Annotated in this window: 12 protein-coding genes; 5 read left to right on the plus strand and 7 right to left on the minus strand. The window is 66.2% G+C overall.

The features are described from left to right. Positions 1-29: 29 nt before the first annotated feature. From HY57_RS15100 to hutU, 3 genes are all read right to left on the minus strand, one after another. The gene (locus HY57_RS15100; RefSeq protein ID WP_019465612.1) at positions 30-425 is read right to left on the minus strand and encodes an MAPEG family protein; all 396 of its coding nucleotides are present in this window, start codon (positions 423-425) and stop codon (positions 30-32) included. Between the two features lie 68 nt (positions 426-493). Then, complete coding sequence (gene bla, locus HY57_RS15105; RefSeq protein WP_019465613.1) at positions 494-1,513, minus strand: class A beta-lactamase; 1,020 nt, start codon at positions 1,511-1,513, stop codon at positions 494-496. Between the two features lie 131 nt (positions 1,514-1,644). Continuing rightward, a complete protein-coding gene (hutU, locus tag HY57_RS15110) occupies positions 1,645-3,315 on the minus strand; it encodes a urocanate hydratase (protein ID WP_019465614.1) in 1,671 nt (556 codons plus the stop codon). 188 nt (positions 3,316-3,503) lie between these two features. On the opposite strand from hutU, the gene HY57_RS15115 reads away from it, so the two are divergent. From HY57_RS15115 to HY57_RS15125, 3 genes are all read left to right on the plus strand, one after another. Continuing rightward, positions 3,504-4,061 (plus strand): hypothetical protein, encoded by a 558-nt coding sequence (locus HY57_RS15115; protein ID WP_019465615.1) that lies wholly within the window; start codon positions 3,504-3,506, stop codon positions 4,059-4,061. A gap of 75 nt (positions 4,062-4,136) precedes the next feature. Continuing rightward, entirely contained in the window at positions 4,137-5,630 is a 1,494-nt protein-coding gene (locus HY57_RS15120; protein ID WP_019465616.1) for a DNA-3-methyladenine glycosylase 2 family protein, read from the plus strand. Then, on the plus strand, positions 5,630-6,160 hold the full coding sequence (locus tag HY57_RS15125; protein ID WP_019465617.1) for a methylated-DNA--[protein]-cysteine S-methyltransferase: 531 nt from the start codon (positions 5,630-5,632) through the stop codon (positions 6,158-6,160). Before HY57_RS15120 ends, HY57_RS15125 begins: the two co-directional genes overlap by 1 nt. Before the next feature lie 41 nt (positions 6,161-6,201). Here HY57_RS15125 and HY57_RS15130 read toward each other — a convergent pair whose 3' ends face one another. Continuing rightward, positions 6,202-6,390 (minus strand): hypothetical protein, encoded by a 189-nt coding sequence (locus HY57_RS15130; protein ID WP_144240839.1) that lies wholly within the window; start codon positions 6,388-6,390, stop codon positions 6,202-6,204. A gap of 189 nt (positions 6,391-6,579) precedes the next feature. Between HY57_RS15130 and HY57_RS15135 the strand changes: the two genes are divergently transcribed. Beyond that, complete coding sequence (locus HY57_RS15135; protein WP_019465619.1) at positions 6,580-7,857, plus strand: ectonucleotide pyrophosphatase/phosphodiesterase; 1,278 nt, start codon at positions 6,580-6,582, stop codon at positions 7,855-7,857. Positions 7,858-7,939: 82 nt separating this feature from the next. Here the strand turns inward: HY57_RS15135 and HY57_RS15140 are convergent, their stop codons facing one another. Next, positions 7,940-9,238, minus strand: coding sequence for an MFS transporter (locus tag HY57_RS15140; protein ID WP_081500663.1), 1,299 nt, complete (start codon positions 9,236-9,238; stop codon positions 7,940-7,942). 225 nt (positions 9,239-9,463) lie between these two features. Between HY57_RS15140 and HY57_RS15145 the strand changes: the two genes are divergently transcribed. Beyond that, positions 9,464-11,176 carry a GGDEF domain-containing protein gene (locus HY57_RS15145; RefSeq protein ID WP_019465621.1) on the plus strand — a complete coding sequence of 571 codons (1,713 nt, stop codon included), beginning with the start codon at positions 9,464-9,466 and terminating at the stop codon, positions 11,174-11,176. Here HY57_RS15145 and HY57_RS15150 read toward each other — a convergent pair. After that, positions 11,157-12,161, minus strand: coding sequence for an alpha/beta hydrolase (locus tag HY57_RS15150; RefSeq protein WP_100218223.1), 1,005 nt, complete (start codon positions 12,159-12,161; stop codon positions 11,157-11,159). The two genes, HY57_RS15145 and HY57_RS15150, sit on opposite strands and share 20 nt — an antisense overlap. Positions 12,162-12,166: 5 nt before the next feature. Beyond that, positions 12,167-15,091, minus strand: a complete 2,925-nt coding sequence (locus HY57_RS15155; RefSeq protein ID WP_050997922.1) for a glycoside hydrolase domain-containing protein — start codon at positions 15,089-15,091, stop codon at positions 12,167-12,169. Between the last annotated feature and the right edge of the window lie 246 nt (positions 15,092-15,337).

Genomic DNA, 15,337 nt, shown 5'->3' on the forward strand with positions numbered 1-15,337 from the left:
TCCCGCTACTACGCGCAGCGCCGGCAGCATCAGCCGGAGGCAAACATCCCTGACAGCACCATCACCAACCCCACCACCGACACCGCCCAGACCAGCGTGCGCAAGTAAGGGATACCGATCGCATAGACCGGCAGATACACCACGCGCGCCCAGAAATAGAGTTCGGCACCCAACGCCGTCTTGGCGCTGGTGCACTGCCCCACCACCACCACCAGCACGGCGGCGGCGAAGAACGCGTAGGTTTCCAGGAAATTCCGGCTGGCGCGCTCCGCCCTGGCGGCGAGTCCGGTCAGCGGCACGGATTCTTCGCGATTGCCGGCGTTCCAGGTCATGCCACGCTGCATCAGCGACAGTTGCGTGGCGAACACCAGGTAGACCAGGCCCAGTATCGTCGACCACCCCAACATCTTCAGCTCGACCGGCATGTCGCACCTCCTCGTTGGACGTGGCGACATGATGCGCCGGCCGGGCGACTCGACACCACTGCAGCCGCTTAGGGCGGTGTGGCGGTTACCTGCCGCGCGATATCGGCGAACAGTTGTCCGCGCTCCTTGTCCGTCATCGACGAGTCCAGCAGGAACGCGGCAACGAGCACCCTGCGTCCATCCGGCCAGGTGATGATGCCGATGTCGTTGTAGGCCGCCGTGCGCTTGCCCAGCGATCCGGACGTGCCGGTCTTGTCAGCGAAACGCAAGCCTGAGGGCACGCCGGCGCGCAGCCGATTGGGGATGGTCTGCGCCTCCATCAACGCCAGCAGGCGCTGCGTCGAGGCCGGGGAAAGCAGCTCCCGGTCAACCAGCTTGTGCAGGAAGGCGACGGCCGCATCCGGGGTCGTGCGATTGCGTGGATCATCGAGGAACGCCTGGTAACCGCGCTCGTAACGCTGCGCAGCCGCTGCCTCGCTTTCGTGCTCTGGCTGCTCGCCACCTGGCGGCAGGCCGTTGAAGATCCGGGAGATGCCCGCCTCGTCCAGATCCACCCGCATGCCGTCGATGCCGTGCGCGTGCAGATACCCCGTTACCACGGCCGGGCCGCCGACCGTGCGGATCAAGGCGTTCACCGCCGTATTGTCGCTTTCGCTGACGGCCGCCTTCAGCAGTTGCTCCACGGTGAAGCGCATGCGCTCGCCGCGAAAGTGCGCACCGATGGAAGGAATGGCAGACCCGCCCTGCACCTGCCCGCGCGTGATCTCCACCGGCTCCTGCAATGACAACGTTCCCTCATCGACGCGCGAAAGCACCACCGCAGCCACCGGTGCCTTGAACACGCTCATCATGGGAAAGGCGTACTCCGCGTTGACGCGCGCCGACGCGCCGGTCGAGAGATCCACCACGGCGATACCCAGCGTGGCCGGACGGGCCCGTTGCGCAAGCGCATCAAGCGAGTGCTGAAGAGCGTCGTTGACCGGTGCCGCGGCAGGCTGTTCCGCCGCGAGCGACAGCGGCGATGCGCAGGCGCATGCCAGGGCGAAGGCCGCCGCTGCGAGTGTGCGGCCTACTGGGGGAAACGTCATGGGGAATCCTTGCCGATAGATGTTTGCCGCCGGCACTGTGGCAGCCGACGATGGCAAAACGGGGGCAAGGAGCTGTCCATGGAAGGATGACCCGCGGAGCCCTGCGCAAGGCGCAAGGCTCCGTCGTCCGGTCAGAGCATGGGCAACTTGAGGCCCTGCTCCTTCGCGCACTCGATGGCGATCTCGTAGCCGGCATCGGCGTGACGCATCACGCCCGTGCCCGGATCGTTCCACAGCACGCGCGCGATGCGCTGGTCAGCCGCTTCGCTGCCGTCGCACACGATCACCACGCCCGAATGCTGCGAATAACCCATGCCTACGCCGCCGCCATGATGCAGCGACACCCACGTGGCGCCACCGGCCACATTGAGCATGGCGTTGAGCAACGGCCAGTCGCTCACGGCATCCGAACCGTCGCGCATCGCCTCGGTTTCGCGGTTCGGGCTGGCGACCGAACCGGAGTCCAGATGGTCGCGACCGATCACCACTGGCGCCTTCAGCTCACCCTTGCGCACCATCTCGTTGAACGCCAGGCCCAGCTTGTGGCGCAGGCCCAGGCCCACCCAGCAGATGCGCGCCGGCAAACCCTGGAAGCTGATGCGCTCCCTGGCCATGTCCAGCCAGCGATGCAGGTGCGGATCGTCCGGGATCAGCTCCTTCACCTTCTGGTCGGTCTTGTAGATGTCCTCCGGATCGCCCGACAGCGCCACCCAGCGGAACGGGCCCACGCCACGGCAGAACAGCGGACGCACGAAGGCCGGCACGAAACCGGGGAACGCGAACGCGTTCTCCAGCCCTTCGTCCTTCGCCATCTGGCGGATGTTGTTGCCATAGTCGAAGGTGGGGATGCCCTGGGCATGGAATGCGAGCATTGCTTCCACATGCTTCTTCATCGACTGCTTCGCCGCCTTCGCGGTGCCGGCCGGATCGCTCTTGCGGCGCTCGAACCACTGCTCCACCGTCCAGCCCTGCGGCAGGTAGCCGTTGACCGGGTCATGCGCGCTGGTCTGGTCGGTGACCGCATCCGGACGCACGCCGCGGCGCACGAGTTCCGGCAGCACGTCGGCCGCATTGCCGAGCAGCGCGATCGACTTCGCTTCGCCGGCAGCGGTGTACTTCGCGATGCGGGCGAGCGCGTCGTCCAGATCCGCCGCCTGCTCGTCGACGTAACGCGTCTTCAGGCGGAAATCGATGCTCTTCTGCTGACACTCGATATTGAGCGAACACGCGCCCGCCAGCGTGGCCGCCAGCGGCTGCGCGCCACCCATGCCGCCGAGGCCGGCGGTGAGGATCCACTTACCCTTGAGGTTGCCGCCGTAGTGCTGGCGACCCATTTCCACGAACGTCTCGTAGGTGCCTTGCACGATGCCCTGCGAGCCGATGTAGATCCACGAACCGGCCGTCATCTGGCCGTACATCATCAAGCCCTTCTTATCGAGCTCGTTGAAGTGATCCCAGTTCGCCCACGCCGGCACCAGGTTGGAATTGGCCAGCAGCACGCGCGGTGCATCCGGGTGGGTCGGGAACACACCGACCGGCTTGCCCGACTGGACCAGCAGCGTCTCGTTGTCGTTGAGTTCGCGCAAGGCGCGCAGGATGGCGTCGAAACACTCCCAGTTGCGCGCCGCACGACCGATGCCGCCGTAGACGACCAGTTCGGCCGGATTCTCGGCCACTTCCGGGTCAAGGTTGTTCTGCAGCATGCGGAACGGCGCTTCGGTGAGCCAGCTCTTACAGGTCAGTTCGGCGCCGCGCGGCGCGCGGATGGTGCGGGTGGTATCGATACGGGTGGGAGCGTTCATGGGAAGCGTCACAGCCAGGGGAAAACCCGATTGTGACCAGCCCCGGCGACGCCCGCAAACCGCAGTGCGGCAAAACGCGGTTATCGCCCGCGCGCTAAGCCTTCTGGTCAATTGAACACCGTTCATGGCGAGCCCAGACTGGTTCAGGGTATCCAGGGCTGACCGTCGCGACCTTGTGGGGGATCACCATGAACGCGACCTACCCCGTTGCACTGCTGACGCTGGCCTTGCTGGCAGCGGCAGGCAGCAACGCCGCTGAAAAAGGCACCCCGTCCGACCAGGAACTCATCGCCAGCGCCATGCGCGCCGCACCACCGGGCGTGGCAAAGGACGCCACCATTGTCGCCATGGACGCCCATGGGAAACCGCGCACATTGCGCCAGGGCAAGAACGGCTTCACCTGCATGCCCGACAACCCCGCCACGCCTGGCCCTGATCCGATGTGCATGGACAAGAACGCCTGGGAATGGGTTTCCGCATATATGGCGCACAAGCCGCCACCGGCGGGAAAGGTCGGCCTGATGTACATGCTCGAAGGTGGCACCGATGCGAGCAACACCGATCCTTATGCGGAAAAACCCACGGCGGGCAATCACTGGATCAAGACGGGCGCGCACGTGATGGTGGTGGGCGCCGACGCGGCGTTCTATGACGGCTACCCGAAGAATCCAGACCCGGACACCAGCGCGCCGTATGTTATGTGGGCCGGAACGCCCTATGAGCACCTGATGGCGCCGGTGAAATGAACACCGCCGGGCACGCCGGCCATTGATGTCCGAAAACGGCGAGTCAAGCGGCTGGCCCGGTGCTAGCCTGCAGGCATGACCGACCGACATGACCTGCCACTGGACACCCACACCTGCGAGCAGGCGCGGTTGAGCCGCGATGCGCGCTTCGACGGCTTGTTCTTCACCGCCGTCACCAGCACCCGCATCTATTGCCGCCCGGTGTGCCCCGCGCCGCCGCCGAAGCCGGAAAACGTGCGCTATTACGGCAGCGCCGCGGCGGCCGAGGCCGCGGGCTTCCGTCCCTGCCTGCGCTGTCGCCCGGAACTGTCGCCGGGCAACGATGCGTGGCAGCGCGGCGACCACGTCATCGCGCGCACGCTCAAGCTGATGGACAGCGATGTGTTCGACGATTTGTCGTTGGACGACATGGCCGCGCGCGTGGGCCTTGGTGCGCGCCAACTGCGCCGACTGTTCGTGGAACGCCTGGGCGCGCCGCCGATCAGCGTACACACCACGCGTCGCCTGCTGTTCGCGAAGCAATTGCTGACGGAAACCACCATGCCGGTGACCGAGGTGGCGCTCGCCTCCGGTTTCCGCAGCCTGCGCCGCTTCAACGCGGCGTTCCTGCAGTCCAATCGCATGGCGCCGCGCGATCTGCGTCGCCACCCCAGCGCGACGACAGGCGATGCGATCACGCTGCGGCTCGGTTATCGGCCGCCGTACGATTTCGAAGCGATGCTTGCGTTCCTGCGCGGGCGTGCGCTGCCCGGCGTCGAGGCCGTGGACGAGCACAGCTATGCGCGCGTGTTCGGTACGCCCGATGCGCCAGGCTGGTTGCGGCTCAGCGAATGGCCGGGGCGCGAGCATGCATTGCGGCTGGAACTGCATTGCCCGCAACCGGCACAGATGCTTGGCGTGGTGGGCAAGCTGCGACGCATGTTCGATCTGGACGCCAGCCCGCAATCGATCGGCGATGCGCTGAAGGAAAGCCCGGTGCTGCGACCGTTGCTGCGCAAGCGCCCCGGCCTGCGCCTGCCCGGCGGCTGGGATGGTTTCGAGATCGCCGTGCGCGCCATCCTGGGCCAGCAGGTCAGCGTGGCCGCTGCGCGTACGTTGGCAACGCGTATCGTGCAGAAGTTCGGCACACCGGTGCTGGCTCCTGTACCGGGTCTGGAGCGCCTGTTCCCCGGCCCCGAACTGCTCGTTGATGCGGATCTTCGCGCCATCGGGCTGACCACCGCACGCGCCGCTACCGTGCGCGGCGTGGCCCAGGCGCTGCAGGATGGCCGCATCGATTTCCGCAGCGAGCAACCGCTGGACGCATTCGTCGAGCGGTGGGTCGCCCTGCCCGGCATCGGTGAATGGACAGCGCACTACATGGCGATGCGCGCGCTCAGCCATCCTGATGCGTTCCCGGCCGCGGACCTGATCCTTCGTCGCGCGGCGGCTGGCGGTGGCCCGGAGCTGTCGACGAAAGCGCTGACGTCGCTGGCCGAAGCGTGGCGCCCATGGCGCGCCTACTCGGTCATGCATCTGTGGCGCAGCGCCACGGACGCGGCCCAGGCAACGAATAAAAAGGTGGCGTGATGTCCGGCGAAACGATCTGGTACGACGAATTGCAGACGCCGATCGGCGTGCTGCGGCTGGTGGCGGACGAGGTGGGACTGCGCGAGATCTGGTTCTCGACCGGCCGCCACCAGCGCTCGCCGCGCACCGAATGGATGCGTGCCGCCGAACCTCTTGCGCGGGCGAAGCAGCAACTGGAGGAATACTTCGCCGGCGAGCGCCAGCACTTCGACCTGGCGCTGCATCCGCTTGGCACGCCATTCCAGACCCAGGTGTGGTGGGAACTGTCACGCATTCCCTACGGCGCCACCATCAGCTATGGCGAACTCGCGCGGCGCATCGAACAGCCGCTGGCTGTGCGCGCGGTGGGTGCAGCCAATGGCCGTAATCCACTGCCCATCGTGCTGCCCTGCCATCGCGTCATCGGCGCGAACGGCAGCCTTACCGGATTCGGTGGCGGACTGCCGACCAAACGATTCCTGCTGTCACTGGAAGGCCGGGTCGCCGAGGGCGATCTGTTCGGCGTGCCTTCGCGCATCATCGCGCACTGAGGCGACGGCGGCCCGTTCCGCCAGTCGCATGCAGGGAACGATCAACGCTCCGTGGCCGGCGGCGGTGTCACCGCGTTCTGGTACGAGTCGAGCGGATGCGCCTGGTGGGCAAGGCGATAGCCGCCATCCACCGAGGCCGGTTGCTTCTGCGCGGCTTGCACCGGCTTCTTGGCCACAGACTTCTGCTGGCCTTCGACAGGGGACGAATGCGCGTGGACAGGCGCAGGCATGGGTGATGAACCGGGTGTCGACGATGCCGGCGTGCCGGCGGTCACCCGCACATCATCGTGTGAGGCCTGCGCCAGAACCATGCCGCTCCAGCAGGAGCAGATGGCGAAAACTGCGTAAAAGAAAAGACGTGTAATGGTCATACGCCTGGGCGATGATACGGCCTTTGTTTTGATGGTACGTCATTGACTATGAAGATCTTGTTTCGCTCGCTGCTGTGCTCGCTGTTGGTGCTTGCAGCCGGTTGTGCCACCACGCATGACCAGTCCAACGCAGCGCCCCCGGCCCACGTTGACGCGAAACCCGCATCGGCCCCGCTGCTGCTGATCTCCATCGATGGCTATCGCACCGACTACCTTGCACGCGGGCTCAGCCCGACCCTGCAGGCGCTGGCCGATGGCGGCGTGCGTGCGACCGATGGCATGCAGCCCTCCTTCCCGTCGCTGACCTTCCCCAATCACTACACCCTGGTCACCGGCCTGCGCCCGGATCACCACGGCATCGTCAACAACACCATGACCGATCCGGTGCTCGGCAAGTTCTCGCTCGGCAACCGCGAAGCGGTGAGCAACGGCCGCTGGTGGGACGAAGGCACGCCGCTGTGGGAAACCGTGCAGAAGCAGGGCCTGAAGAGCGCCACCATGTTCTGGCCGGGCTCCGAAGCCGATATCCACGGCCAGCATCCCAGCGACTGGAAGCCGTACGACGGCAACGTGACGGCGGATCAGCGCGTCGACCAGGTGCTGGCGTGGCTGGATCTACCCGCCGACCAGCGCCCGACCTTCATCACCCTGTACTTCGATGAAGTGGATCACGCCGGCCACAGCTACGGCCCGGACTCGCCGCAGGTCAACGACGCCATCCGCCATACCGACGCGGCGCTCGCGCGCCTCGTTCGCGGGCTCACGGAGCGCGGCCAGCTCGACCACATCAACCTTATCGTGGTCGCCGACCACGGCATGGCACACGCCCCCACGCACCAAATGGTTCTGGTGGACAAGCTCATTCCGCTCAAGCACGTGGAGGTGGTGAGCATGGGCGTGCTGGCGGGTTTCAACCCCAAGCCCGGCTTCGACTTCGCCAGGATCGAAGCCACGCTGGAGAAGCCGCAGAAGCACATGACCTGCTGGGACAAGACGCGCGTACCGGCACGACTCGCCTACGGCAGCAACCCGCGCGTGCCGCAGCTGCTGTGCCTGGCCGACGTAGGCTGGCGGATCTCCAGCAGCGACTACGTGGCGAAGAAGAAGACCACCACGCAGGGTGAGCACGGCTACGACAATGCGGCGCCCGAGATGCAGGCGCTGTTCATTGCCCACGGTCCCGCGTTCCGCCAGGGCGCGCAGGTGCCATCGTTCCCGAACGTGGACGTCTACCCGCTGATGACCCATCTGCTCGATGTTCCCGCCGCCGCCAACGACGGCGACTACAACGTCGTGAAGGGCATGCTGAAGCCCGAGGCGCAGTAAGCGCCGGCTATCGCGGGGGCGTGCAACGCGCTCCCGCGAACATCCTCATCGAGGTGATCGGGCACATCGATTTTCACGCCCCTCACTGCGGAATGGGCGGCTCGGTTTCCGGCCTGGACGGGCTCACCAGCGGCGGCAATCGATACAGGCGCAGCGCGATCAGCAGGCCTGCCGCGAGCAAGGCGCCAACGAACACCGCCACGCCATTCCAGCCGTGCGAGGCGTAGAACAGGCCACCGCTGGCGCCCGCGATACTGGAACCCATGTAGTACGAGAACAGGTAAAGCGACGACGCCTGCGCCTTGTTGCTACCCGCGCGACGCCCCACCCAGCTGCTGGCGATGGAGTGCCCGCCGAAGAAACCGAACGTCACCGCCACAATGCCGGCCACGATCAGCGCCAGCGGTTTCATGGCGGTAAGCGCCAACCCCGCCAGCATCAGCGCGAACGCCGTCCACAACACCTTGCGCCGCCCCAGCTTGCCGGCGAGATGCCCCATCCATGCGGAGCTGAAGGTACCGATGAGGTAAACGCTGAAGATCGCGCCGACCACGGCCTGGTTCAGCCCATAGGGAGGCGCGAGCAGGCGGTAGCCAATGTAGTTGTAAACCGTGACGAAAGCGCCGAGCAGCAGGAAGCCCTCCGCAAACAGCCACGGCAGGCCCGCGTCACGGAACGCGGCGGCGAAGCGCCCCATCAGTGCCCCCAGGTGCAGGGGGTGGCGAACGTGATGGCGCGACGGGGGCAGGATGCGCCAGAACACCAGCCCCGAAAGCAGGCCGATCACGCCCACGGTGGCGACGCCGATGCGCCAGCCGACAAACTCCGCGAGCACGCCGGCCACCAGCCGTCCACCCATGCCGCCAATGGCGTTGCCGCTGATGTACAGCCCCATGCCCAGGCCGATGGAATCGGGGTGCATTTCCTCGCTGAGATAGGTCATGGCGACGGCGGGCAACCCGCTCAGCGTCAGCCCCAGCAACGCGCGCAGCACCAGCAGCATGTGCCAGTCCGGCACCAGCGCCGTGAGCAGGACGAGGACAGCCGATGACAGCAACGAGGCCGTCATGACCGACTTGCGGCCCCAGGCATCGGAGACACCGCCGGCAAACAGCATGGCGAAGGCCAGCACGCCCGTGGTGAGCGACAGCGACAGCGACGCCGTGGCGGCGCTGACCCCGTAGTCCCGGCTGAACTCCGGCATCAACGGCTGCGTGCAGTACAGCAGGCCGAAGGTCGCCAGGCCCGCGGCGAACAGGGCCAGGTTGGTACGGCGGAAAGCCGGGGTACCGTGGCGGGTGAAACCGGGAGGCTCAAGTTCGCCAGCCGGCGGCCGATGTTCTGGCCGAGACACCGGTTCCACGCTTTCCCGCCTTGCCATGCTGCCGCCTCGATACCGCCGGGGCCGTAAGCATAAGACTTGCCGCGATCGTGTACGACCCGTCACTCAGCCACAGGACGGGGTCGCAGCACATGGCCGCCCCGGACTGACAAAAAAGTCATATCACAGGGCTAACGTGATACATAAGGGAGCAACGGGGAGTGTCCCAGGAGAGGACACCCCCGCAAACCGGTAATGGGGACCGGTGGATAAAGGGGGGGGGATATGCCATTTCGCGGATCCGCGGTGGTTGTCGTTGCATGGCTGTGCGCCATGCTCTTCGTGCTGGCCACCGAGGCTGCGGCCGCGCCGTCGCGCCTGCCTGTCCTGCAGGCAGCGGCACTGGCGCCGCTGGACCCAGCCCCGACGCCGGACCAGGTCATCCATGGCGGTCTGGACGCCGGCTTCCGGCCACTGGCCACCACGCACACGCCCAACGCGGTGGAAACCCGGCGCTGGTACCGGCTGACCCTCGACCGGGACTGGCACGAGGACAGCGCCCCCGTGCTCAACTTCACCGGGGCCACCTACATCCCCATCACGGTGTATGCGCCGCCGGACTATCGTCCGCAGCAGCTGTGGTTCGCGCAGACCGACCGGCCGGCACGCTTCTCGCGCCACCACCTGGCACTGGAGCTGCCGCCTGACCTGCGCGCGGGCCAGCCGGTCTACGTGCAGATCGCCGCCGACAGCTTCACCCGGCAGATCCGCGCCGACGTCACCGACATGGCGACGTACCAGGCGGACGACCTGAACCACGTGCGCGTCACGACGTTGTTTTCCAGCGTGCAGCTCACCATGATCCTGGCCGCGCTGTGCCTGTGGCTGGTGCTGCGCGATCGCGTGCTGCTGTATTTCATCGGCTACACCGGTTGCCAGCTGCTGAACCAGTTGCTGACCACGGGCGAGCTGTACGAACTGCCCGGCAGCGGGCTGCTGGTGCCGCTGGGTACGCACGTGCCGTGGCTGTTCACGGCACTCAGTGCGCCGCTGCTGCTCTCCTTCATCATCGAGTTCTGCGAACTGCGCGTGGTCACGCCGCGCGCGGCGAACCTGCTGGGCGCCATGCGCTGGCCTTTCCTGGTGATCGCCGCCCTGCTCTGCTTTCCGTTCGCCGAGCGCATGCATCTGCTGGCCAGCGCATTCAACTTCTGGTTCATCGTCTCGCAGCTGTATGCACTGGGCGCCGTGATACTTGCCACCGGCCGGCACGGGCGGCAGGCGCGGTTCTTCCTGGTGGCGTGGTTGCCGCAGGTACTGTTCACCGTCGTTCGCCTCAGCCAGGTGCTGCTGGCGCTGGACCTTCCGCGCTGGCTGGAATACGGCATGCCGGCCACCATGGCCTTCTGCAGCGTGGTGGTCACCATCGGCCTGGCCGATCTTTCCCTGCGGGCGCGCAGGGAACGCGACATGGCCCACCACCTGGCCGACCACGATGCACTTACCGGCGTGCTCAACCGGCGCGCGCTGGTGAAGCGCCTGCACGACGCCGCGGCATTGGCCCGGCTGCAACACCAGCCACTGGCGCTGATCTTCCTGGACATGGACCACTTCAAGTCGGTCAACGACCGCTTTGGCCACCAGACCGGCGATGCCTGCCTGCGTGCCGTGGCCGAAACCATCGGCGACGAACTACGCCCCTCCGACAGCCTGGGGCGTTACGGTGGCGAAGAGTTCGTGGCTATGCTGCCGGGTACCACGCAGGAAAACGCCATGGCCGTTGCCGAGCGCATTCGCCACAGCATCGAGGTGCTGCAGGTCCATGCCCGTGGCAACACCTTGCAGACCACGGTCAGCATGGGTGTCGCCAGCCTGCTGGGCACCGCGGACAGCGTCGACGACCTGATCGCGCGGGCCGATGACGCGCTCTATCGCGCCAAGACCCAGGGCCGTAACTGCGTGGTCGCCCATACCCTGGTCATGGTGATGGCGGGCTGACCGGCGCCGCCGGTTCCACGCCATAGGCCCAGCCGAGGAACACCGGCAGCATGCGTTTCCACGTCGCCTGGTTGTGCTCGCCGTCGGGGAACAGGTCGTAGGCCGCCGTGTCCGACGGCGAAGGGTGCGCCGCGTAATCCATGTCGACGGGATACCCCAGGTCTCGCAGGCCACGGCGATGCATGCCGTCGGGTGCGGTGTAACCGTTGATCAGGTCCTCAAGATCCTCGACGGCGTCGATGGTGCCGTTGTGGTTGCGGTCGTTTGTTTCCTCGCGACCGCCCACGGCGAACCAGAAGCGGACCGGCTTGCGCTGCCCTGCGCGATCCACCATGGCCTGCGCCAGCCGCGTGCTTTCCACTGCATTGGCGTCGCTGCGATCCGCCGCCAGCCAGAATGACGGCGAGAACGCGCCGACCTGACCGAATACCTCGGGATACTCCCAGCCGATGCAGAACGCATTGAGCGCACCCAACGACCAACCGAGCATCGTGCGCCCCTGCGCCGAAGCCTGGGTGCGGTAGTGCGCATCGACATAGGGTACGAGTTCACCGGCCACCCACGCGGCGTAGTCGTAGGCACGGGCGCCGATGGGCCCGATGCGCGAGCCACCGACCACGCTGCGCCGGCGCGCACGATCGAACAGGCCATAGCCGGAGGCGCGATCCTTCAGCATGTCCACCGCCACCACGATCACCGGGCGGATGGCGTGCTGCGCATAGAGTGCCGCCAGCGTGTCCTGCAGGCCCACGGCATCCATGTCCTGCCCATCGTTGGCGTAGAGCACCGGATAGCGCGCCTGCGAGTCGGCATAGCCGGGCGGCAGGTACACGGTGACCTTGATCTGCTCGGGCGCGAACGCGCTGGCATCCAGGGTGAGTTTCACCGGTGGCATGACTACGCCATCGGCGGCGTGCGCCGCGGACACCATGCCGAACGCAACGACCCACAGGCACATCGCCCGGTGTTTCCAGTTCGCGCGCATCGGCTTCACTCCACCTCGATCAACCAGCCCTTGCCGGGCTCCACGGGAATCGCCTCACCCGCCTTGAACGTCGCCTGCGGCTGGAAGCCGTTCACTGCTGTCGCGGTGAACGTCGCCTTCGCCGGCGACAGGCCCAGGGCCTTCCAGTCCACGGCCAGCTTCACCTCCACCTTCTGCGGTGCCCACGAGGCGATGGCGATAAGCGTCTTGCGGCCCTTGCGCACATAGCTGGTGGCCAGCACGTCGTCGCGGTTCGTCTTCACCGGGGTGTCGTGCACCCACCAGCCGATCATCTCGGCCTGTTCGATGCCAAACGCATCCCACAGCTTCCACAGACCGCGCGGGTCGCTACCGGCCGACCAGCCGAGGCGGTTGGTCATGCCGAACAGCATGCCGCGCCAGGGGTTGCCGTCGTTCTGCAGCATCTCGCCCATCAGGCCATAGGGAATGCCGGAGATCTCGGTGAGCCAGTACGCGGGCGAGGTCTTTTCATAGTCGAACTCCTCACCGAACCACAGCCGGTCGATGTACGGGAACAACTCCATGTAGAGCAAGGCGCTGTTGATGTAGCCGTCGCGCGGGTTGTACTGGCTGGCCGAATGCAGGTCGATCAACGGATCGGGACGATGGGCCTGAAGCACTTTGCGCACACGCTTCATGGTCGTGCGGTCATAGGCCACGTCATCCAGATACAGGCCGTCGATGCCCTCGTTGCGGGCGAGCCAGTCGAGCCCTTCGATGTAGTAGTTGTGCCAGCGGCTCTGGCCCGCATTGATCACCGCCGCGTCGCGATTCTCCGGCACATGCCACGCGGCGATGTAATCGCCATCCAGATGCTCCTGCAGCCACGAGAAACCGCCGCCCTTGCCGGTGCTGATCACCTCGTGCCCCAGGCTTTCGAGCATGGGCAGTTCGGGCGCACGGTCGGACACCTCGCGCACGGTGTCGTAGATCTTCACGCGCATGCCACGCTGGTGGGCGGCATCGATGTAAGCGCGCATCGCCGCCGGCTCGAGGAACGGATAGTTGATCCACGGATTGATCGGCGTGGCATGGTGGATGTTCACCACGTTCGCGCCGTCGGCCTTGATCGCGTCGAGATCGCCGTACTTGTGGAAGAAGCGCTCCGCGAAATGCTTTGCCGGATCGATGGTCTTGAACGGGGTGACGCGCATGACGATGTCGTAGTGCAGCGTTTCGCCGGCTTTCATCTGGCGGGGGCCGCTGTAGGCTTCCGCCAGATAGTCCTTGTCCTCGTTGCGCAGGCGGATCCCGCCCTGCCCCTGGTTGTCCCAGGATGCGGGCATGCGCAGCGGCTGTTGCTGGTAGAAATTCGTATTGAGCGGACGCCGGTAGTTCTCATCGCGCAGATGGAACTCCAGCCCCGCATTCACTGTGCCAATCCACGCGCCGTCCTGATTGTTCTGCACGCGCCACTTCCAGCCGACATCGTCCGGCGCCCGGTCACCCTGCCGGCCAAGACCCAACTGGTAACGGGCCGCATCATGTTGCATCGGAATGGACAGGCGGATGTCCCGAAGCGATACGTCCTGCGCGGCAGACAACGCGATGCTGTAGACCAGCGTGCCGTCGGCTTCGAGGCTGGCATTCACGTCGCCTCGCAGCGCCCCCGCGCTGGCACCGACCTGCCAGTGCACCTTGCCCGGGCCATCGGAGTGAATTTGCGGCACGTGCGCGCCCTTGAGCACATGCGCACCGCCGTCATCCTCCACGATGAGCTGCACGGGCGCGGCAAGCAGGGTCTTGCCTTGCCCGCTGAACCCAGTCATGCGTTCGTCGAAATGGCTGGTGATCTGCGCCGGCAGGCCGCTGGCATCGAGCCGGATCTCACGCCCGAGGATGCCAAGCGTGCCATCCTTCACGGCGATCGGCGTAAACGGCTTTACCACCGAATCATCCTGAGCCAGCGTGGAATTGAGCCAGCGCAGGCGGGTGAGCTTGACGGGGTCGTCATCGCCATGGGCAACGACGTTGCCCTCGCCCACGGTGATCGCCATGGGAATCGATTGAGCGGCGACGCCATCGGCCGAAACGATCACCTCGCCACGATACACACCGGGCTTGGCCGACGCGGGCACATCCAGCCCCATCCACAAGGCCTGCACGCGCCCTTGCGCCACGTCCACGCGCGACGTGAATGGCTTGCCGTCATAACCGATGCCACCGAGGTTGAAGCAGGTCAGCGCGCTGGCCGGGATGATCGAACCATCGTCGGCGCGCAGGTCGGCAAAGCGGACGTCCACATGGTTCACGGCGACGCGAGGCGCCCATGCGCCAACCTGGAAACTCAGGTATTCGCCGCGCTGTGCAGTGTCGCTCAACGTGCCGCCGGCACCGCGCTTCGCCCAGCTCTCGGGCAGCGCGTCGAACATGCGGATCGGGTTGGCGCGGGTTTCGGGAAACAGCAGCAAGGCATCCGAGCCATGCCCTGCAAGCAGGGCCTGCTGCTCGGCCGGCGTCGCGGTGCGCTCCATCGAGGTGTAGGCGTCGAAATCATCGACGGCCTCGTAGCGCAGTACTTTCGCCTGCGGCAGGTGCGTCCAGTGCGTCGCGTCGCCAACCTTCCTGGCCCATGCGGCGTCGGCCGTGTCGCTGGGCTCGGCGTAGCTCACCGTCGGGTAGTTGCTGCGGCCCTTGCTCACGTAGGGCTGGTAGTAGACCGCATAGGTTCCTGCCTGCGCGGCCTGGAACACGAGTTCGCCGCTCGCCTGGTCGATGCGGCCGCGCCGCACGTTGGCCACGGTGGATCCGTCAGGTGCCGTGACGATGACGGCAACGTGCTGCGGTTGCGCATCGCGACGGCGCCAGGGAATCACCACATGCACGGCCTTCGCGGGCGCGTCGACCTGGAGCAGATAGCGGTGATTGCCCAACGCATCCGCGTTCCAGCGCAGCGGTTGCTGAGTCACGAGAGTCTGTGCATGCGCGGCACCCGCTACACCCAGCAACCATCCCGCCATGATCCAAGCACTACGTCGATGCACTCTGTTCTCCCCGGATGACCCAATAGCCGGCCACTCTTTCGAGTGCCGACTCCGGTGTTTAACCCGAGGAGATGCATGGGGGCAAGTTCCGGAAGGCCTGCCGGTGGCAGTCCGTCAGTTGGCCGTTCGCAAGGTGTACGCGAGAGCAAAGTCACTGGATTCCCGCCTTCG

Source organism: Dyella japonica A8 (assembly GCF_000725385.1).
Classification (GTDB): domain Bacteria; phylum Pseudomonadota; class Gammaproteobacteria; order Xanthomonadales; family Rhodanobacteraceae; genus Dyella; species Dyella japonica_C.

What these genes read in the sequence shown, in the direction of transcription:
- HY57_RS15100 (WP_019465612.1), bottom strand. Translation starts at nt 425, where the DNA reads ATGCCGGTCGAGCTGAAGATGTTGGGGTGGTCGACGATACTGGGCCTG.
- bla (WP_019465613.1), bottom strand. Translation starts at nt 1,513, where the DNA reads ATGACGTTTCCCCCAGTAGGCCGCACACTCGCAGCGGCGGCCTTCGCC.
- hutU (WP_019465614.1), bottom strand. Translation starts at nt 3,315, where the DNA reads ATGAACGCTCCCACCCGTATCGATACCACCCGCACCATCCGCGCGCCG.
- HY57_RS15115 (WP_019465615.1), top strand. Translation starts at nt 3,504, where the DNA reads ATGAACGCGACCTACCCCGTTGCACTGCTGACGCTGGCCTTGCTGGCA.
- HY57_RS15120 (WP_019465616.1), top strand. Translation starts at nt 4,137, where the DNA reads ATGACCGACCGACATGACCTGCCACTGGACACCCACACCTGCGAGCAG.
- HY57_RS15125 (WP_019465617.1), top strand. Translation starts at nt 5,630, where the DNA reads ATGTCCGGCGAAACGATCTGGTACGACGAATTGCAGACGCCGATCGGC.
- HY57_RS15130 (WP_144240839.1), bottom strand. Translation starts at nt 6,390, where the DNA reads ATGCCTGCGCCTGTCCACGCGCATTCGTCCCCTGTCGAAGGCCAGCAG.
- HY57_RS15135 (WP_019465619.1), top strand. Translation starts at nt 6,580, where the DNA reads ATGAAGATCTTGTTTCGCTCGCTGCTGTGCTCGCTGTTGGTGCTTGCA.
- HY57_RS15140 (WP_081500663.1), bottom strand. Translation starts at nt 9,238, where the DNA reads ATGGCAAGGCGGGAAAGCGTGGAACCGGTGTCTCGGCCAGAACATCGG.
- HY57_RS15145 (WP_019465621.1), top strand. Translation starts at nt 9,464, where the DNA reads ATGCCATTTCGCGGATCCGCGGTGGTTGTCGTTGCATGGCTGTGCGCC.
- HY57_RS15150 (WP_100218223.1), bottom strand. Translation starts at nt 12,161, where the DNA reads ATGCGCGCGAACTGGAAACACCGGGCGATGTGCCTGTGGGTCGTTGCG.